Origin of the sequence: Kocuria marina (assembly GCF_000786655.1) — a bacterium.
Classification (GTDB): Bacteria; Actinomycetota; Actinomycetes; order Actinomycetales; family Micrococcaceae; genus Kocuria; species Kocuria marina_A.
This window is the reverse complement of sequence record NZ_JROM01000022.1, coordinates 19,433-39,349: the sequence shown is the minus strand read 5'-3', so window position 1 is coordinate 39,349 and position 19,917 is coordinate 19,433. Positions and strand designations below refer to the sequence as shown.

General features: G+C 69.5%; 14 protein-coding genes and 1 tRNA gene. 12 read left to right on the top strand and 3 right to left on the bottom strand.

The annotated features are described in order from the left end of the window. Positions 1–132 precede the first annotated feature (132 nt). Positions 133–768 (bottom strand): uracil phosphoribosyltransferase, encoded by a 636-nt coding sequence (gene upp, locus AS25_RS07540; protein WP_035964009.1) that lies wholly within the window; start codon positions 766–768, stop codon positions 133–135. 156 nt (positions 769–924) lie between these two features. On the opposite strand from upp, the gene AS25_RS07535 reads away from it, so the two are divergent. From AS25_RS07535 to AS25_RS07515, 5 genes are all read left to right on the top strand, one after another. Next, positions 925–1,854: an ABC transporter ATP-binding protein gene (locus tag AS25_RS07535; RefSeq protein WP_035964008.1), complete on the top strand. Its 930-nt coding sequence runs from the start codon at positions 925–927 to the stop codon at positions 1,852–1,854. Continuing rightward, positions 1,851–3,134 (top strand): ABC transporter permease, encoded by a 1,284-nt coding sequence (locus AS25_RS07530; RefSeq protein ID WP_035964007.1) that lies wholly within the window; start codon positions 1,851–1,853, stop codon positions 3,132–3,134. Before AS25_RS07535 ends, AS25_RS07530 begins: the two co-directional genes overlap by 4 nt. A gap of 54 nt (positions 3,135–3,188) precedes the next feature. Beyond that, the gene (locus AS25_RS07525) at positions 3,189–3,857 is read left to right on the top strand and encodes a DUF1129 domain-containing protein (RefSeq protein WP_035964006.1); all 669 of its coding nucleotides are present in this window, start codon (positions 3,189–3,191) and stop codon (positions 3,855–3,857) included. A 6-nt stretch (positions 3,858–3,863) separates the two neighbouring features. Beyond that, a complete protein-coding gene (gene tadA / locus AS25_RS07520; RefSeq protein ID WP_035964004.1) occupies positions 3,864–4,346 on the top strand; it encodes a tRNA adenosine(34) deaminase TadA in 483 nt (160 codons plus the stop codon). 63 nt (positions 4,347–4,409) lie between these two features. Next, positions 4,410–4,499: transfer RNA gene (locus AS25_RS07515), tRNA-Ser, on the top strand. A gap of 67 nt (positions 4,500–4,566) precedes the next feature. Here the strand turns inward: AS25_RS07515 and AS25_RS07510 are convergent. Together AS25_RS07510 and AS25_RS07505 are read right to left on the bottom strand one after the other, a co-directional pair. Next, positions 4,567–5,358 (bottom strand): enoyl-CoA hydratase/isomerase family protein, encoded by a 792-nt coding sequence (locus AS25_RS07510; protein WP_035964003.1) that lies wholly within the window; start codon positions 5,356–5,358, stop codon positions 4,567–4,569. Then, a complete protein-coding gene (locus AS25_RS07505; RefSeq protein ID WP_052160810.1) occupies positions 5,355–6,959 on the bottom strand; it encodes a fatty acyl-CoA synthetase in 1,605 nt (534 codons plus the stop codon). The genes AS25_RS07510 and AS25_RS07505 overlap by 4 nt, the downstream gene beginning before the upstream one ends. A 283-nt stretch (positions 6,960–7,242) precedes the next feature. Here AS25_RS07505 and AS25_RS07500 point away from each other — a divergent pair, with 283 nt between their 5' ends. The 7 genes from AS25_RS07500 to AS25_RS07470 all read left to right on the top strand — a co-directional run bounded on the left by AS25_RS07500 (position 7,243) and on the right by AS25_RS07470 (position 19,902). Beyond that, positions 7,243–8,295, top strand: coding sequence for a ferredoxin reductase (locus AS25_RS07500; protein WP_035964002.1), 1,053 nt, complete (start codon positions 7,243–7,245; stop codon positions 8,293–8,295). Positions 8,296–8,413: 118 nt separating this feature from the next. Continuing rightward, on the top strand, positions 8,414–9,532 hold the full coding sequence (locus AS25_RS07495; RefSeq protein WP_035964001.1) for a fatty acid desaturase family protein: 1,119 nt from the start codon (positions 8,414–8,416) through the stop codon (positions 9,530–9,532). A gap of 158 nt (positions 9,533–9,690) precedes the next feature. Beyond that, positions 9,691–10,512 (top strand): thioesterase family protein, encoded by an 822-nt coding sequence (locus AS25_RS07490; RefSeq protein WP_035964000.1) that lies wholly within the window; start codon positions 9,691–9,693, stop codon positions 10,510–10,512. Between the two features lie 201 nt (positions 10,513–10,713). Further along, entirely contained in the window at positions 10,714–11,040 is a 327-nt protein-coding gene (locus AS25_RS07485; protein WP_035963998.1) for a 2Fe-2S iron-sulfur cluster-binding protein, read from the top strand. Between the two features lie 125 nt (positions 11,041–11,165). Further along, the gene (locus AS25_RS07480; RefSeq protein WP_035963997.1) at positions 11,166–14,042 is read left to right on the top strand and encodes an FAD-binding and (Fe-S)-binding domain-containing protein; all 2,877 of its coding nucleotides are present in this window, start codon (positions 11,166–11,168) and stop codon (positions 14,040–14,042) included. A gap of 12 nt (positions 14,043–14,054) precedes the next feature. Then, on the top strand, positions 14,055–14,897 hold the full coding sequence (locus AS25_RS07475; protein WP_035963996.1) for a DUF4232 domain-containing protein: 843 nt from the start codon (positions 14,055–14,057) through the stop codon (positions 14,895–14,897). Then, complete coding sequence (locus AS25_RS07470) at positions 14,887–19,902, top strand: Lhr family helicase (RefSeq protein ID WP_035963995.1); 5,016 nt, start codon at positions 14,887–14,889, stop codon at positions 19,900–19,902. Before AS25_RS07475 ends, AS25_RS07470 begins: the two co-directional genes overlap by 11 nt. Positions 19,903–19,917 lie beyond the last annotated feature (15 nt).

The following is a 19,917-nucleotide window of genomic DNA, read 5'->3' as shown; positions in this document are numbered from 1 at the left end:
CTGTTTTTTTCTCACATAGTGAGACTGGCCCTCGATTCATACGATCCCGTGGCGAAATAGGTTGCTTTCTCGCCAAGATGGGGGATCATTTGCCCGTTCAGGGCGCCCCGCAAGGACCGGGCCGGTGGGCCCTCAGTCCACGACGCCGTACAGGCGGTCGCCCGCGTCCCCGAGACCGGGGACGATGTACGCGTTCTCGTCCAGGCGCTCGTCCACGGAGGCCAGGACCACGTTGACCTCGTTGTCGTCCAGTTCCCGCCGCAAACGCTCGAGACCCTCGGGTGCGGCCAGGAGGCACACGCACGTGATCTGTTCGGCACCGCGGCGGTAGAGGAATTTGATGGCCTCGCTCAGCGTGCCGCCCGTGGCGAGCATGGGATCCAGCACGTAGACCTGACGGCCCGTGAGGTCGTCCGGCAGCCGTTCGGCGTAGGTGATGATGTCCAGCGTGGTGTCGTCGCGCGCCATCCCCAGGAACCCGACCTCCGCGGTGGGGATCAAACGGGTCATGCCCTCGAGCATCCCCAGACCGGCGCGCAGGATGGGCACCACGAGCGGCCGCGGGTGCGCGAGCGCGATCCCCTGGGTCTCGGCCACCGGGGTCTGAACGGTGACCGGTTCCACGCGCACGTCCCGGGTCGCCTCGTACGCCAACAGGGTGACCAGTTCCTCCACCAGCAACCGGAACACCGGGGAGGAGGTGTCCTTGTCGCGCAGCACGCTCAGTTTGTGGGCGACCAGGGGGTGATCCAAGACAGTGACTCGCATACCCCAGAATCTAGCAGCCACCGCCACACCCCCGGGATGTCACGGATTCATCACACGCCGCCCAAGATCAGCCGATGGGACGAGGACGTGCCATAGGGTCGTATGGGAGACTCGACACGGTTCTGCGCAAGGCAATCCTCGGAAGGGACACCTCATATGACGGCTCCGGTTCTCGAAACGGAGAATTTGGTCAAGATCTACGGCAGAGGAGAAACCAGGTTCGACGCCCTCAAGGGGATCAACCTGGAAATCGGCAAGGGCGAGTCCGTGGCGGTGGTGGGGAAATCCGGTTCGGGTAAATCCACCCTCATGCATCTGTTGGCATTGCTGGACGCCCCCACGCACGGGGTCGTGGCCCTGGAGGGCAAGCCCACCGGGGACCTCAACGCCAAGGAACTCAACGAACTGCGCAATTCCGCATTCGGTTTCGTGTTCCAGCAATTCTTCCTGACCCCTAATCAGAGCGTGCTGGAAAATGTCACGCTCCCCCTGAAGATCGCGGGTGTCCCCGCCGGTGAGCGTAAACGCCGCGGCATGGAAACGCTCGAACAATTGGACATGGCGGACAAGGCCGAGAACAAGGCCACCGATCTTTCGGGCGGTCAGAAACAACGCGTGGTGATCGCGCGCGCCCTGATCAACGAGCCGTCGGTGATCTTCGCGGACGAGCCCACCGGCAACCTGGACTCCGCGACGTCCAAGGTCGTGGAGGACATCCTCTTCGGGCTCAACCGGGACAAGGGCATCACCCTGGTGGTCGTGACCCACGATCTCGACCTCGCGCAACGGTGCTCCCGGCAGATCTACCTCATGGACGGGCAGATCGTGCCGACCCCCGAGAAGGCCCCGAGCGACGTCGTCGACCGGCAGCCGCGCCCCGCCGCGCAGCAGGTGCGCGCCGACGACGCCACCGGGGCCATCCGGATCACCGAACCCGCGACCGGCGAGGTCATCACCCTCAGCGAGGCCGACGCCGCCGAGCTCGCGCGTGCGGCGCAGGAACCCGCACGGCCGGGCAAGCACGCCGCCCCCTGGGCCACCGACGCCCCCGACCACTCGACCGACCAGCCAGGAGCCACCGCGTGAAATTCCTCGATCTGCTGCGCACGGCGATCGGCAACACGTTCCGGTCCAAAGCCCGCACCATCCTGACCGTGATCGCCATCTTCATCGGCTCCTTCACGCTCACCCTGACCTCGGGCATCGGCACCGGAGTCAACGACTACATCGACAAGACCGTGGCCGCGTTCGGCAACCAGAACGCCCTGTACGTCCAGAAGGTGCCCGAGCGCTCCACCCCCGGCTCCGGCCAGGAGGACGGGCCCACCGAGTACAACCCCGACCGGGCCAATGTGCAGACGGGGTTCGGTTCGATCGCCGGGCTCACGGACGCCGACATCGACAAGATCAGGGACATCGACGGCGTGGAGTCCGTGGACCCCATGTACATGGTCACACCCACCTACCTTGAGGCCCCCGACGGCAAGAAGTTCCAGCTGAGCCTGGGCTCGCCGTCGGAAGCGGAAGGGCTGCAGCTGGAGGCCGGTGAGACCCCGGACCGGTCCGCGGACGAGATCCTGCTGCCCGCCTCCTGGGTGGAACCCCTGGGCTTCGACTCCAACGAGGACGCCGTGGGCAAGACCGTGACGATCGCCATGAGCAACGCCGCCGGCGCGGACCGCGACTTCGACGTGCGCGTGGCGGGTATCAGCCAGGCCTCTCTCGCGGGCACGTCCACCAACCCCATCCCCTCGTCGGATCTGAACAAGAAGCTCTACGAGTACCAGACCTCCGGCTCGCCCCGGGACGCGCCCAACACGTACTTCACCGCCACGGCCAACCTGAGTGAGGGCGCCGACGTGGGTCCCATCAAGTCCCAGCTCGCGGACGAGGAAATGCTGGGCCTGACCGTGGAGGACCAGCTCGGGATGTTCCGCGCCGTGATCAACGGGATCGTGTGGATCCTGAACTCCTTCGCGATCATCGCGCTGCTCGCGGCCGGGTTCGGCATCGTGAACACGCTGCTCATGTCCGTCCAGGAACGCACCCGCGAGATCGGGCTCATGAAGGCCCTGGGGATGAGCGGTGGCAAGGTCTTCGGCCTGTTCTCCCTCGAGGCCATCTTCATCGGTTTCCTGGGCTCCGCGATCGGTGCCGCCGTGGGCGTGGTCACCGGCAGCATCCTCAGCGGGATCCTCTCCAACGGGTTGCTTTCCTCGCTGCCCGGGCTGAGTCTGTTCTTGTTCGACCCGCTCAAGACCGTGATCATCATCCTCGCGGTGATGTTCATCGCGTTCCTCGCCGGAACCATCCCCGCCATGCGGGCGGCCCGGCAGGATCCCATCAATGCCCTTCGGTACGAGTAATCCCCCGACACTCACGCAGTATCACTCGCAAGATGCACAGGAAGGACAGTCCTCATGAGCAACGACACCCCCAACAACAACCCGTACAACCCTCCCTACGGTGACCCGGGCGCTACCCAGCCCGTGCCGCCCCAGCCCCTCGGGCAGGGCGCGGTCAACGGCGCACCCCAGGGCCAGCAGTACGGCATGACCGGCGGCAAGTACGGCACCTCGGAGTACAACCCCAACCAGTACACCGGCACCATGGACCGCCCCTCCACGGTGGACAAGCTGCTCAAGCTGACCCTGGCGTCCCTGGGGCTCTACGTCCTCAACGGCATCATCGGCCTGATCGCGGCGAGCAGCGTGGACTACACCCAGATGTACCGCGACATGGGTCTGAGCACGGATATGGCCAACCAGGCCGCGGGCCAAGCGGCCGCCACCTCCGGTCCCGTGTTCAGCATCATCAGCCTGATCATTGGACTCGCGCTGTACTTCCTGGTCTACAACGGCCTGAAGAAGGGCAAGAACTGGGCCCGCATCCTGGGCACCGTCCTCGCGGCCATCGCCATCCTGAGCGGAATCTTCGGCCTGCTCGGCGTCTTCATCTACCCCGCGCCGTGGAACATCATCATGGCCATCCTGATGATCGTGAAGGTCGTGGTGGACATCCTGTGGATCGTGACCGCGTTCCGCGCCCCCACCTCCGCGTGGTTCAACCAGAACCGCGTCCAGCGCTGACACAGCGTGGCATTGCCGCACACCGCCAGGTCCATCCAGCTCTCGGGCTGGATGGACCTGGCTCTGTCAGAGGCCCGGGCCACGGAAGACGCGGGGGACGTGCCGATCGGCGCCGTCGTCCTGGACCCGAACGGACGGGTCATCGGGCGCGGGTACAACCGCCGCGAGGCCGACGGCGATCCCACCGCCCACGCCGAGGTCCTGGCCCTGCGGGAGGCCTCCCGCGCGCTGGGGTCCTGGCGGCTGGAAGGCTGCACCCTGGTGGTGACGCTCGAACCGTGCGCCATGTGCGCCGGGGCGATCGTGCTGGCTAGGGTGCCCACCGTGGTGTTCGGGGCATGGGACCCCAAGGCGGGGGCGTGCGGATCGGTGTTCGACATCGTGCGTGACCCGCGCCTGAACCACTGGGTGGAGGTCACGGGCGGGGTCCGCGAGGCCGAGTGCGCCGCGCTGCTGCACGAGTTCTTCCGGGGCCACCGCAACCCCTGAACCGGGACGCGCACACCCCTGGTTTGGAGGGGTTGCGCCCCGGGCTGTAAAGTGCTGGGAGTTGGTGACGTGTCCGAGCGGCCGAAGGTGCATCACTCGAAATGATGTTTGGTGTCAAAGCCAACGTGGGTTCAAATCCCACCGTCACCGCCAAATTTCGAGGCCCCTGCCTCCCCGAATTTCCGGGGGAGTAGGGGCCTCGTTCATGACCGGGGCCGGTTCAGCCCCGGCCCGCGAAGCCCTCCACGAGGGCCGCTGACTCCGGCGTCCCGGAGCGCCCCGCGATCTCGCTGATCTCCTCCGCCAGGTGGGTCTCGTACTCCGCGACGGCGCCGCGGCGCAGCAATTGCTTCGTGGGCCCGTAGGAACCGACAGCTCCCGCAACGAAACGGTCCTCCACCTCCGTCAATCGCTCGGTGAACTCCTCCGCGGCGACGGATTCCGCGGCGATCCCCCACTCGACCGCTTTCGCCCCGGTGAGCCGACGACCCCCGAGGGTCAGTTCCACCGATCGCTGATGACCCACTGCGCGGGGCAGCAGATAGGACACACCGGTGTCCGGGGTCAGACCGATCGCGGCGTACGCGGCGAGAACGGTGGCGTCCTCCCGGATGAGCGCCCAATCGGAGTTGAGGATCAGCCCCAGTCCGGCCCCGGCCGCCGTGCCGTTCACCCCGGCGATGATGAGCAGCCGCGAGCGCACCATGGCCAGGGCCAGATCCCGGGCCGCGGAGGCGAGTTCACGCAGGAACCCGGGACGCTCGGCAGCCGGACGACCGGCCATGCGCTTGACGTCGCCGCCCGCGCTGAAGAACCGCCCCGAACCCGTGAGGGTCAGCACGTGGACGGTGGGATCAGCTTCTGCCCATCGCAGGGCGGACAGCGTCTCTCGCGCGAGGTCCAGGTCCACGGCGTTGCCGGTGGCCGCGCGGTCCCACACGATCCGTACCACGCCGGTTCGCTGCTCGACCCGGATGGCATCGGGGTGTTCCACGGCGTCCTCCCGGCTCATGTCCGGTCCGTCCGTTCCGCGCGCAGTTCCCGCTTGAGCAGTTTGCCGGACTGGTTGCGGGGCAGCTCCGCGACGAAGTCCACACGCTTGGGCACCTTGTAGTCGGCCAGCCGGGCTTTCACGTGGGCTCGCACCGATTCCGCGGTGAGTTCTGCTCCCTCCTTGGGGACGACCACCGCCGTGACGGCCTCGATCCACCGCTCGTCCGGGAGCCCCACCACCGCGACCTCCGCGACGTCGGACAGCTCGTAGATGCAGTCCTCGATCTCGCGGGGAGCCACCAGGACACCCCCGGTGTTGATCACGTCCTTGATCCGGTCCACCACCTGGATGTACCCCTGCTCGTCCTGCACCACCTGGTCCCCGGAACGGAACCAGCCGTCCACGAATGCGTCTGAGGTGGCCTCGGGCTTGTTCCAGTACCCGGTCAGCAGCTGCGGGGACCGGTACTGGATCTCCCCCGGTTCTCCGGGGTCGGCGGGACGACCGTCGGGTGTGACCACGCGCGCCTCCACGTTGAACACGGGGCGCCCGCACGAGGCCGGCCGCGCATCGTGCTCGGTGGGCGTGAGGACGGTGCACAGGGGCCCGAGTTCCGACTGCCCAAAACAGTTGTAGAACCCGATCTTCGGATAGCGGGTACGCAACCGTTGCAGCACCGTGACGGGCATGATGGACGCGCCGTACTGCGCCTTGCGCAACGAGGACAGGTCCCGCGCCTCCAGGTCCGGATGATTGCTCAGCGGTACCCACACGGTGGGCGCCAGGAACAGCGACCCGATGTGCTCGGCCTCGACCAGCCGCAGGATCTCGGCGATGTCCGGTTTCCGGGTCAATCGCACCGCCGCCCCGAGCGCGAGATAGGGCAGCAGGAACACGTGCATGGCCGCCGAGTGGTAGAGCGGCATGGCCACGAGCGGACGGTCGTCCGCGGTGAGGTCCAGCGCGATGATCGCGGACGTGTACTCGGCCAACAGAGCGGCGTGCGTCATCATGGCGCCCTTGGGCGCGGACGTGGTGCCGGAGGTGTAGAGCAGCTGCAGCAGATCGTGGTCGCGCACCGTCACCCGGACGGCAGAGTCGTCGGCCCGCGGATCGAGCGCGGTCTCCTGGAGCGAGGCGCCGTCGTCCTCGCCGCCGGGCAGCATGGGCAGGACGCGTTCGACGGCGCGTGCTCGCCCGGAGTCCCGGACCTGTGCCACGAGCGGCAACAGGTCGGGATCGGCGATCACCGTGGTGGCACCGGAGTCCTCCAGGACGTAGGCGAGCTCGTCCCCTTTCAGCGCGAAGTTGACGGGGACGTGGACGAGCCCCGCTTGCGCGCACGCGAGGTACAGGATCGCGTAGACGTCCGAGTTCACGCCGAACGCCGCGACGCGCGTCCCCGGGGTCAGACCCGAATCCGCCAGGCGGCGCGCGACGCGCCGGACCGCGTCCCCCAGCTCCCGGTACGACCAGCGCCGGTCCTCGAAGAGCAACGCGGTGGCACCGCCGTTGCGCGACACGGACCGTTGCAGCAGAGCCCCCACGGTGTCGGCGCGGGCCTCGCCCTGCGGTTCGTCCTCGGTGGGTGGCGGCGTGTGCGGTGCGGAATCGGTCATGGCGGGGTTCCCCTCGTGGTCGGGTCCTCGGAGTCGGCGCGGGATCCGGGGACGACGGCGCTCCCCGGGTCCGCGCGCGTAGTAGCCACAGTGCCCAAGTGCGGGGGTGTTGTCCAGATCACACTCCGCGGCATCCCTCGGCCACCGTCGAATTCCTAGTGGAGCAAAAGCAGCTCGGGGTGCCCGGATGCTGCTTCTACTCAGAAAAAGCAGAGGGGTGCAGGGGGCGCCCACATGGTGGACGCATATTGCACGTTTACTTACTAATGGGTACAACAGGGGTATGGGCCACCCCGGGATCAAGGGATTCTTTCGTGCAGCCGCTGGAATCCTGAGCTACCCCCAGGACCCGCGGTCCTTCGCGCAGATCTTCGGTGCGCTGTCGAGCGCGCACTACACACGAGGCCGCATCACCCGCGTGCGGCGCGAGACCCCCGACACCGTGACCGTGTTCTTCACCGCCGGCGACGGGTGGATCCCGCACCGAGCGGGACAGTGGGCGCGGATCGGCGTGGAAGTGGACGGGAAGCGGATTTGGCGTCCGTACTCCATCAGCGCCCCCGAACACGGTGACCCGTCGATCACCGTCAAGGCGCAGGGCTTGGTGTCCGAACACATCGTTGAGCGCGCCGCCCCGGGCAACGTGCTCTACCTGGAACGCCCCGAAGGGCAGTTCCTGCTCCCGGACACCCCCACGGAACTGCTGTTCATGGTGGCCGGTTCCGGGATCACCCCGGTGATGTCCATGCTGCAGACCCTCATGCCGCGCAGGCCGGATCACGACGTCGTGCTGATCTACGTGTCCCGGAACCGGGAGTCGTGCATCTTCCACGACGAGATCCTGGAACTCGCGGACCAGTTCCCGGGATTGCGACCGGTCTTCTGGTTCACCGAGGAACGCGGCCGCCTCGACGCCTCCGACGCCGACGCCCTGGCCGAGCTGTGTCCCGATCACGCGGACCGGGTGACGTACGCGTGCGGCCCGGACTCGTTCGTCAGCGCCGTGGAGGACCTCGCGGGCAGCCACGGCGGCACGCCCGTGGTGGAACGCTTCGATGTCACCAGGCAGTTCAGCGGCGGCCAACGCGGGGAGGTGCGGTTCACCCGTTCCGACATGACCCTGGAGGTGGGCCCGGACGAAACCGTCCTGGAGGCCGCCGAACGAGCGCAACACCAGCTGCCCCACGGGTGCCGCATGGGCATCTGCCATAGTTGTCTGGTTCCCTTGACGGACGGGGCCGTGACCAACATCCGCACCGGTGAGCTGCACCGTGAACCCGGTCCCGTCCAGACGTGCGTGACCCGACCCGCTCCCCACGCCGTGTTCGACGCCTGACACCCACACCCGGCGCCGAGCGCCTACATCGAACCTCCGGCACCGACACCCGGTGCCACCCGACTCGCCCTCCGGGAACGATCCACCCGGCGGCAACCCCCTCCCACGAAGGAACCCCATGACACTCGCACCCGCCGCCCACCACACGGCCACCACGGCCGTCACGAGCTCACCCCCGCGCCGCGATCCGCTGCGCCTCACGGAGGCCGAGCTCGCGGAACTCGCGGCCGAGTTCGATGCCGTGCGGGACGAGGTCTTCTCCCGCAGCGGCCAGTCGGACGCCCAGTACATCCGCCGCGTGGTGGCACTGCAGCGCAGCCTCGAGATGACGGGGCGGGCCTGCATGCTCTTCTCGCGCCACAAGCCCCTGTGGTGGGCCGGTGTGGGGTGCCTGAGCGTGGGCAAGATCCTGGAGAACATGGAGATCGGCCACAACGTGCTCCACGGTCAGTGGGACTGGATGAACGACAAGGAGATCCATTCGACCACGTGGGAGTGGGACTTCGTGGCGCCGTCGGCGGGCTGGCAGCGCACCCACAACGAAACGCACCACACGTGGACCAACGTGCTCGGCAAGGACCGGGACGTGGGGTACAACGTGCTGCGCATGGACCCCGATCAGCCGTGGAAGCCCGTGAACCTGCTGAACCCGGTGATCAACCTGGGCCTGGCGCCGGCGTTCGAGTGGGGCATCGCGATCTACGACATCGAACTGGACCAGTTCCTGGCCGGCAAGAAGTCCGGGCGGGCCACGTTCGAGGACTTCAAGCGCGTCATGAAGAAGCTGGGTCGACAGTCCGCCAAGGACTTCGTGGTCTCCCCGCTGCTGGCGTCCCTCACGGGTTCGGGGAAGGCGTCGATCAAGGGGTTCCTGGCGGCGAACGTGATCCGCAACGTCTGGGCGCACACGGTCATCTTCTGCGGCCACTTCCCGGACGGCGCGGAGACCTTCACGGAGGAGGACGTGCGCGACGAGTCCCGGGGGCACTGGTACCGCCGCCAGGCCATGGGCTCGGCGAACATCGACGGTTCACGCCTCATGCACTTCATGAGCGGGCACCTCTCCTTCCAGATCGAACACCACCTCTTCCCGGACATGCCGTCCAACCACCTGGCGCGCATCGCACCCAGGGTCCGGGAGATCTGCCGTAAGTACGGCATCCGCTACACCTCCGGCCCCCTGCCTCGGCAGGTCTTCCAGGCGTGGCGCAAGGTGTGCCGGCTCGCGCTGCCCTGACGACGACGCCGCTCCCGCCCCCGCACGCCCCGCGGGCCCGATAGGTGTTCCCGCGGCGCTCCCCTAGGGTGTAATCCGGCACACACTCGCACCGTGGGCGGCCATGTTCCGGGAACCGGACGCCGCCCCGCCCGCGGTCAGGACAGGCAGGAGCACGCATGAGTACCGAAGAAGCCCCCGGGCACCTGGGCGCCAACGGCGAGGACGTCCCGGACGCCCACTACGTGCGCACGAGCGAGCACGGTTTCCGCACCACGGTGTACACGCAGGGAGCGTGGAGCCCCCTGGAACAGCACATGGCGGCGTCGTCCGGGCTGCTGGTGCACGAGATCGAACGCAACCACCCGCGGGAGGACGTGCTGCCGGTGCGTTTCTCGTTCGACATCCTGGGGTTCATCCCCGGCGGTGAGATCGAGGTGCACACGCGCGTGCTGCGCCCGGGCAAAACCATCGAACTGCTCGAGGCGACCATGAGCGCCGGCGGGCGGGACTGCATCCGGTTGAGCCTGTGGCGGCTGAAGACCTCGGACACCCAGGACGTGGCCGGCGGGGAGATCGAGCCGCTGACCCCCGTGGAACAGTGCGAGCCGGTCAATATGTCCGAGGTGTGGGGCGGCGGGTTCATCGGCTCCCTCGAAGCACGCATCGCCCGGCGGCCCCGACCCGGCAACGGCGCGGGCTGGCTGCGGATCACCAAGTCGGTGGTCGAGGGCGAGGAGTCCTCCCCCACCGCCCGGTTCATCAGCTCGGTGGACGCCGCCAACGGGATCGCCCCGCGCGCGGAGATCGGACCGTGGGCGTTCCCTAACGTGGACCTGAGCATCCACATGTTCCGCGCCCCGGTGTCCTCGTGGGTGGGACTCGACACCCGCGTGGAGTTCGGCGGGGACGGCGTGGGCCTGACCCACTCGGAACTGTTCGACGAGCACGGCCCGATCGGCCGGGTGGCCCAGGCGCTGACCCTGCGCCGGATGAGCTGAGAAGCCGGTGGTCCGCCAGGACTTGGGCGGGCCGGAACCGCCCGGCTCCGCCGGGGGTCGAGCGGGGGCCGGGCGAGTGCGGGCCTCATCACACTTCGCCATGCGATGTCCCCGGAGTTGACGCCCGATCATAGAATGGCCGCTAGTTCCCAGTAATCCGCAAGTATCCGGACGGGGTAGAACCCCAGGAGGTCCAGCCGCGTGAGCAGCATCCTGATCAATGTGACCGACCGCGAGGGCGAGCGCACCGAGGGCGTCGAGTGGAAGGACTACGAGACGCTCATGGAGTGCCTCACCCGCCACAAGTTCCCGATCCTCGCCACGTGCGGTGGTAACGCCTCGTGCTCCACGTGCCACTCGTACCTGGACCAGGACACGTTCGTGAAGACGGGCGGGACCAACGAGGAGGAGGAAGACCTCCTGGAGATGCTGGACGACACCCGCCATGACAACTCCCGGCTCACGTGCCAGGTGGAGTGGTCCGAGGACCTCGCGGGCGCGGAGATCACGATCGCCCCCGAGTGGTGATCGTCCGCCGCTGACGCGGTGACAGCACGACGCCGCCGCCCCGGCCCGGCGGTGTCGTCACCGGCGGCCCCGTCACCGGTGACACCGAGTTGGTAACGCGGCGCCGCGTGGGTGAAAGTTGGAGCATGACTGCTCTCCGGGATGATCTCACCACGCGCGCCGCTTACGTCTCGGACGCCTCGATCTACCGCCGGCTGCCCGCGGCGGTCGCGGAACCGCGCTCGGTCCAGGAGATCCGTGAGCTGCTGGCCGCGGCCCGGGAGAACGGCTGGCCCGTGATCTCCCGCGGTGGTGGCACCTCCGTGGCGGGCAACGCGATCGGTGACGGGTTGGTGATCGACACCTCCCGGTACTTCAACCGCATCCTGGAGATCGATCCGCACGCCCGCACCGCCACGATCGAACCCGGCGTGATCTGCGATCAGTTGCGGGACGCCGCGAGCGAGTTCGGCCTGACCTACGGGCCGGACCCCTCCACGCACTCGCGGGCCACCGTGGGCGGGATGGTCGCCAACAACGCGTGCGGTTCCCACTCGGTCGCGTGGGGCACGAGTGCGCAGAACCTCGTCTCACTCACGGTCATGCTCGCCGACGGGCGCGAGGTCACCCTGGACGCGGGTGGCACCTCGGACGCCGCGCTGGATTCCCAACTCACGCAGTTGCGGGACCGACACCTGGCCATGCTGCGCACCGAACTGGGTCAGTTCCCCCGCCAGGTCTCCGGCTACGGACTGCACTACCTGCTGAACGAGAACGGTTTCGACGTGGCCAAGGCGTTCGCCGGGACCGAGGGAACGTGCGGGATCATCACCCGGCTCACCGTGAAACTCGTGGCCAAGCCGCGCTTCACGGCGCTCGCGGTGCTCGGTTTCACGGATGCCATTGCGGCGGCCACCGCGGCCCCGAAGTTCCGCGTCACAGGCGTGACCACGATCGAGGGTATGGGCTCGGACCTGCTGGACGCCCTGCGCACCCGCCCGGGTCAGGAGAACGCGGGCCGTGAGCTTCCCGAGGGCGGCGGCTGGCTCTACTGCGAGGTGGGCGCGGACACCCAGGAGGCCGCGTTCGAGGCGGCCCGGGCACTTCCGGGACTCGTCGAGGAGACCGTGGTGGATTCCGTGGTCGTGGGCGATCCCGCCGAGGCCCGCGCGCTGTGGCGCATCCGCGAGGCCGGTGCGGGGATCGTGACCCGGCTGCCGGACGGTGGTGAGGCATGGCCCGGGTGGGAGGACTCCGCCGTTCCCCCGCACCATCTGGGGGCCTACCTCAAGGACCTCTACGCGCTGCTGGACGAGATGGACCTGCGCGGCATCCCGTTCGGTCACTTCGGTGAGGGCTGCGTGCACATCCGGATCTCCTTCGACTTCAACACGGACGAGGGCGTGGCCCACTACCGCCGGTTCATCGAGCGCGCCGCGGAACTCGTGCACCGCTACGGCGGCTCGGTCTCCGGGGAGCACGGGGACGGCCGTGCCCGCTCGGAGCTGCTCGGCACCATCTACTCCGACGAGGCACGCGGGGCCTTCTCCCGGTTCAAGCGGATCTTCGATCCCGACAATGTCTTCAACCCCGGGGTCGTGGTGGATCCCGAACCCCTCGACCGGGGCATCCGCCCGGGCCCCGGTGCGCGCACGTTCGAGCTGACCCCGGTGCATGCGTTCTCCGCGGACGACGGCTCGTTCGGCCAGGCCATCAACCGCTGCGTGGGCGTGGGCGCATGCCGCTCGGACTCGGGGGCCATGTGCCCGTCCTTCCACGCGACCCACGACGAGGTGCATTCGACCCGCGGGCGCATGCGGTCCCTCGCCGAGATGCTGCGCGGTGAGCACATCACGGACGGGTGGAAGTCCAAGGAGACCTACGAGGCCCTGGACCTGTGCCTCTCGTGCAAGGCGTGCGCCACGGAGTGCCCCGTGAACGTGGACATGGCCACCTACAAGGCCGAGTTCCTGCACCACCACTTCCGTCAGGGCCTGGGCTCGTTCATCGGTAGGAACCGCCGGCCCATGGCGCACCTGACCATGGGGTGGATGCCGTGGCTCATGAAGCTCGTGACCAGGGTCCCCGGTTCGCTGCGCGCGGTGAACTTCCTGGAAGGCTTCCGTCCGATCGAGGAACTGACCAAGAAGCTCGGCGGCATCGAACCGGAGCGGCGGATGATCCGCTTCAACGACACCCCGCTCACGTCGTGGTTCACGGCCCGCACCCAGCAGGGCGCGGTGGCGCGCGGAGGCGGCCGCGCGGCGTCGTCGACGGAGAAACCGTCCGTGGTGCTGTGGCCGGACACGTTCACGAACTTCTCCGCGGACGGGCCCGGCAAGGCCGCCGTGGCGGTGCTGGAGGCCATGGGCTACCGCGTGCTCATGCCCATGGGCAACGTGTGCTGCGGACTCACATGGCACTCCACCGGGCAGCTGGACATGACCCGCAGGACCCTGCTGCAGACCCTGGACGTGATGGAGCCGCTGCTCGAGGCCGGGTACCCGATCATCGGGCTGGAGCCGTCCTGCACGGTGATGCTCCAGCACGACATCACCGAGCTGCTGCCCGAGGACCCGCGCGCCCACAAGGTCCAGGCCCTCACGGTGACGCTCGGCGAGTTCAGTGCGCGCCACGCCGAGGACGGCGGGGACTGGCCGTTCGACACGCTGGAGACCCACGCGGGACCGGGGACCGCGGTGTGCCAGGTGCACTGCCACGAGAAGGCCCAGGGCGACTACACCCCGGAGCTGCGCGTGCTCGAGAAGCTCGGGGTGGACACCGCCGTGGTGGGCGGTGGCTGCTGCGGTCTCGCCGGGAACTGGGGTTTCGAACCGGGTCACCACGAGATCTCCCAGGCCCTCGGGGAACGCAACCTGTTCCCCGCGATCCGTGCCGCGGGGCCCGGTTCGATCGTGCTCGCGGACGGTTTCTCGTGCCGCACGCAGATCGCCCAGGGCACCGACGCGCAAGGAGTTCACCTGGCACAGGTGATGTATGCCGCATTACGCGCGGAAAAGTAGCACACTGTTGCCATGAGGAGTCACTTGCCCGTCCCCCGGGGCACCCACACCGCCACCCGTCCGTTGCTCGCGGCCACCGCGCTGACCGCTCTGCTGGCCCTTTCGGCCTGCGGTTCCTCGGACGATGCCTCGTCCCAGGAGCAGAACACCGCGCCCGCCGGCGCGTCCGTCTCGGCGAGCGCCGCGGCGTCCCCGAGTGCCACGTCCGCGTCCCCGAGCCCGACGGCGAGCCCCTCGGCGAGCGCGTCCGCGAGCGCCGAGGCCACCGAGGCCGCGGCTCCGGAAGCCACCGATGCCTCGACCACCACGCAGGACCGGGAGACCGCTCAGGCCGCGGAGTCGGCGCAGCCGTCCGCCGAGCCCGATCGCCTCGCGTCCGCTCCCGAGCTGGGCATGCCCACTGCGAGCCCGTTCGACCAGGCGAAGGCGGATGCCCAGCGCGCCGGCGGCACGTGCAGTGCCCGGCAGCTCTCCGGATCGCTCACGCCGCAGCAGGGCGCGGCGGGTTCGGTCATCGCGTCCCTCACGCTCACCAACAACGGCTCCGCGCCGTGCACCCTGAGCGGCTACCCCGGTGTGTCCTTCGTGGACGCGAACGGTGCTCCCGTGGGTGCGCCGGCCTCCCAGGACGCCTCGGGTGCGGGCACCGTGACCCTACAGCCCGGCGCGTCCGCGAGCGCCGGGGTGCGGATCACCCAGCCCGGTGTGATCGGTCAGGTGTGCAACCCGCACCAGGCCGCTGGCGTGCGCGTGTACCCGCCGGACAGCTACGAGTCGCTCGTGGTGCCCTACTCGGGTCAAGCGTGCGGCAACCCCAAGGTCTCCCAGTTGCAGGTCAAGGGTTTTGGGTCCTGACCCCGTCCTGAACCTCTTCTCCCCCGCGACCGCGCAGTGGTTCGACGCCGCGTTCAGCGGGCCCACGGCGGCCCAGCGCGGCGCGTGGGAGGCCATCTCGGCGGGCCGCCATGCTCTCGTGGTGGCCCCCACCGGTTCCGGTAAGACGCTCGCGGCGTTCCTGTGGTCGATCGACCGCTTGCTGACCGACAAGAAGGCGGACGGGTCCGACGACGCGGAGGACCGCACCTCGGTGCTCTACATCTCCCCGCTCAAGGCCCTGGGCGTGGACGTGGAACGCAACCTGCGCGCACCGCTGATCGGGATCACCCAGGCCGCCAAGGCCGCCGGCGGGGAGCCCCCGGAGATCTCGGTGGGTGTGCGCTCAGGTGACACCCCGCAGGCGATCCGCCGCGCCCTGTTGGCGCATCCCCCGGACGTGCTCATCACGACCCCGGAATCGCTGTACCTCATGCTCACGTCCAAGGCGCGGGAGACCCTGCGCCACGTGAACACCGTGATCATCGACGAGGTGCACGCGGTGGCCGGGACCAAACGCGGGGCGCACCTGGCGGTGAGCCTCGAACGCCTCGACGACCTCCTGGAACGTCCCGCGCAACGGATTGGGCTCTCCGCGACCGTGGAACCCGTGGACACCGTGGCCGGGTTCCTGGGCGGCTCCCAGCCCGTGGACGTGGTGCGCCCGCCGTCCGAGAAGGACTGGGACCTCACGGTGTCCGTGCCCATCCCGGACATGACCGTGTTGGGCGGGGCGGCGGCGTCGCCGTCGTCCGGGGACCTGGACGGCAACCTGGAGGCGTCCGATCACCAAGCCACGGCATCCATCTGGCCCCATGTGGAGGAACGGATCGTGGATCTCGTGGAGGCGCACCGTTCCACAATCGTGTTCGCGAACTCGCGTGGCCTCTCGGAGAAACTCACTGCGCGACTCAATGAGATCCACGAGTTCCGGCTCGCCAACGCCGCGGAAGAGAGACCCGCGGATTTGGACGATGGCGATCCCGTGGCGCTGGGTGATGCGCTCTCCGACCTCCTGGACGGCGCCGCCGCGCAGGCCGACGACGCCGCGTGCAGCGAGGGCGCGGTCAGCACTTCTCGGGCCCGCGACTCCGCCCCCACGGACATCCCCCGCCAGCACAACCGCCACGAGGGCGCGTCCCCGGTGCTCGCGCGCGCCCACCACGGCTCGGTGTCCAAGGACCAGCGCGGCCTGATCGAGGAGGACCTGAAGACCGGGCGGTTGCGGTGCGTGGTGGCCACCTCCTCCCTGGAGCTCGGGATCGACATGGGCCACGTGGACCTGGTGATCCAGATCGAGTCCCCGCCTTCGGCGGCGTCCGGTTTGCAGCGCGTGGGCCGCGCGGGCCACCAGGTGGGCGAGGTCTCGATCGGGCGGATCTACCCCAAACACCGCGGGGACGTGCGGGACGCGGCGGTGATCGCTGAGCAGATGCTCGCGGGGCACCTGGAACCGCTGTCCGTGCCCACCAACCCCCTGGACATCCTGGCCCAGCAGACGGTCTCGGCGGTTGCCGCGGAGGACGTGGACGTGGAGAGCTGGTACGACACCCTGCGCCGCAGCGCCCCGTTCCGTTCGCTGCCGCGCTCCGCGTACGACGCCGTGCTGGACCTGCTCGCCGGGCGGTACCCCTCCGACGAGTTCGCCCAGTTGCGGCCCCGGCTGGTGTGGGACCGCGAGACCGGGACTCTGCAGGCCCGCCCCGGTGCCCTGCGGCTCGCAGTCACGAGCGGTGGCACCATCCCGGACCGCGGTCTGTTCCCCGTGTTCCTCGTGGGTGAGCAGGACAGCAAGTCCCCCAAGCGCGTGGGTGAGCTGGACGAGGAGATGGTCTACGAGTCCCGCGTGGGGGACATCATCGCCCTGGGTGCCTCGAGTTGGCGCATCGAGGAGATCACGCACAACCGGGTGGTCGTGGCCCCGGCCCCGGGCGTGCCCGGCAAGCTCCCGTTCTGGCACGGGGACGGTCTGGGCCGGCCCGTGGAACTGGGTCGTGCCACGGGCCGGTTCACCCGCGAGCTCGCGGGCGCGCAGGACACCGAGGCCCGCGAACGCCTGGCCGCCTCCGGGCTGGACGAGTGGGCCCGGGACAACCTCATGGCCTACCTCTCGGAACAGCGGGAGGCCACGGAGCACGTCCCGGACGATCGCACGCTCGTGGTCGAGCGGTTCCGGGACGAGCTCGGGGACTGGCGCGTGGTGTTGCACAGCCCGTTCGGCACCCCCGTGCACGGCCCGTGGGCACTCGCGGTCCGAGCTCGATTGGACGAGCGCTGGGGTCTGGATGCCAGTGCGCAGGCCGCGGACGACGGCATCGTGCTGCGAGTTCCGGCCACGGACGAGGAACCGCCCGGTGCAGAGCTGTTCCTCTTCGACCCGGACGAGCTCGAACGCACCGTGACCGAGGAGGTGGGTGGTTCCGCGCTGTTCGCGTCCCGGTTCCGGGAGAACGCCGCGCGTGCTCTGCTGCTGCCGCGCGCGGATCCCGGTAAGCGCACGCCCCTGTGGCAACAGCGTCAGCGCTCCGCCCAGTTGCTGGACGTGGCCCGTAAGTACCCGCAGTTCCCGGTGATCCTCGAGACCGTGCGCGAATGCCTGCAGGACGTGTACGACGTCCCCGCGCTGCTGCAATTGCAGCGCGATCTGGCCGGGCGCAAACTGCGCATGGTCGAGACCACCACGGACACCCCCTCCCCCTTCGCGCGCACCCTGCTGTTCGGGTACGTGGCCCAGTTCCTGTACGAGGGCGATTCGCCCCTGGCCGAGCGCAAGGCCGCGGCCCTGTCCCTGGACCCCTCCCTGCTCAACGAGCTGCTCGGTCGCGCCGAGTTACGCGAGCTGCTGGATCCCGAGGTCATCGAGACCACGGTCCTGCAGCTGCAGCGCCTCGCGCCGGACCGCCGGTTGCGCGGTGTGGAGGGCGCGGCGGACCTCTTGCGCCTGCTCGGTCCCATGACGGCCGACGACGCCGCACTGCGCTTGCGCGCGGAAGGTACCGCAGCGGCGTCGTCCCCCGCGCAGAGCGCGCCGGAGGCCCCCGACGCCCCGGAGACCGACGCCACGGAGACCGACGACACCGAGGACGCCGATGCGACCGAGGACGTGGCCCCCGAGTACCAACCCATCAGCGCGGACGCCGCCCGCGAGCTGCTGGACACCCTGGTGTCCACGAACCGGGCGATCGTCCTGCGCGTGGGCGGGCGCGAGGTCTACTGCGCGGTGGAGGACGCCGCGCGGATGCGGGACGCCCTGGGCCAACCCCTGCCCATGGGTGTGCCCCTCGCGTTCCTGGAACCCGTCGCGGACCCCGTGGGAGACCTCGTGTCCCGGTACGCGCGCACCCACGGTCCGTTCAGCGTGGCGGAGGCCGCGCGGGCCCTGAGCCTGGGGCCCGCCGTGGTCGAGACCGCGCTGCGCTCGCTCGCTAAGCAGCGGCGCGTGAGCGAGGGGGCGTTCCGCCCGAGCGGGGACCCCGCGGCGTCGGAGTCGGAATGGTGCGACGTGGAGGTGCTGCGCACCCTGCGCCGCCGTTCCCTGGCCGCCCTGCGCGCGGACGTGGAACCCGTGGACCCGCAGGTCTACGCCACGTTCCTGCCCGCGTGGCAGCACGCCGTGCCGGGGCATCAGTTGCGCGGGTTGGACGGGGTGCTCACCGTGATCGACCAGTTGGCTGGGGTGCCCGTCCCGGCCTCCGCCTGGGAACCGCTCGTGCTCGCGCAGCGCGTGGTGGACTACCGGCCCGCGATGCTGGACGAGCTCATGGCCGCGGGCGAGGTGCTCTTCTCGGGTGCGGGGTCCCTGGGCGGTGAGGACGGGTGGGTCGCGTTCCACCTGGCCGAGTCCGCGGAACTGTCCCTGCCGCCCGTCCCGCAGCTCGAGGCCGCCGCCGAGGCCCTGGACTCCACGCTGGAACGTGAACTGCTCGCCGTGCTGCGGGCCGGTGGGGCGTACTTCGCGTGGCAGCTCGTCCAACCGCTCGCCGAGGCGGGCGTGTCCGTGGACATGGCCCAGCTGCGCACTGCGCTGTGGAACCTGCTGTGGGCGGGGCTCATCACCAATGACACCTACGCCCCGGTGCGCGCACTCGTCTCGGGCGGGCACTCCGCGCACAAGACGCCCAAGCGCCCGGGCCGTTCCCGTACGGCCGGGCGGCGCGGCGCCGCGCGGTTGCGGGCCGCATCCCGCGGCCCCGGCGGTGTGGATCCGGCGGCGTCCGCGTCCGGCGACGGCGCTCGCGTCGTTCGCGCCGCGGGGGGCGGTGAGGACCGTGTCACGGCCGGGCGCTGGTCCGTGCTGCGCCCCGAGCCACTCAACCCCACCGTGCGCGCGCAGGCCCAGGCCGAGCTGCTGCTCGATCGCTACGGCATCCTCACGCGCGGCCCCGTGGCCGTGGAGGACGTCCCCGGTGGGTTCTCCACCGTCTACAAGGTCCTGCGTGCCCTCGAGGACGCGGGCCGCGCGCGGCGCGGGTACTTCATCGAGGGTCTCGGCGCCGCCCAGTTCACGCAACCGGCAACGGTTGACGTGCTGCGCAGCTTCACGGACGACGACGCCGCTCGCAAGGCCGAACCCCGCGTCCTCGCCCTCGCGGCCACGGACCCCGCCAACCCCTACGGTGCCGCGCTGGACTGGCCCGAAGCGGTGGCTCTCGAATCCAGCACCAAGCACCGCCCGGGACGCAAGGCCGGTGCCGTGGTGGTGCTCGTGGACGGGGCGCTGATCCTCTACCTGGAACGCGGCGGGAAGACCGCGCTCGCGTTCGAGGCGGACCCGGCCCTGCTGCGCCTCGCGGCGGAGGCCGTGGCCGGGCTCGTGCAGCGCAGGGCCATGGACTCGCTCGTGGTGGAAAAGGTCAACGGCGACTCGGTGCTCTCCTCCGAGGACCTCGTGACCGCCGTGCGGGACGGGCTGCTGGCCGGAGGCTTCTACCAGACCCCGCGCAGCGTGCGGATGCGGGCTCCCGTGGGCGGGGGCAGGTCCGGCTGATACCACTTTGATACC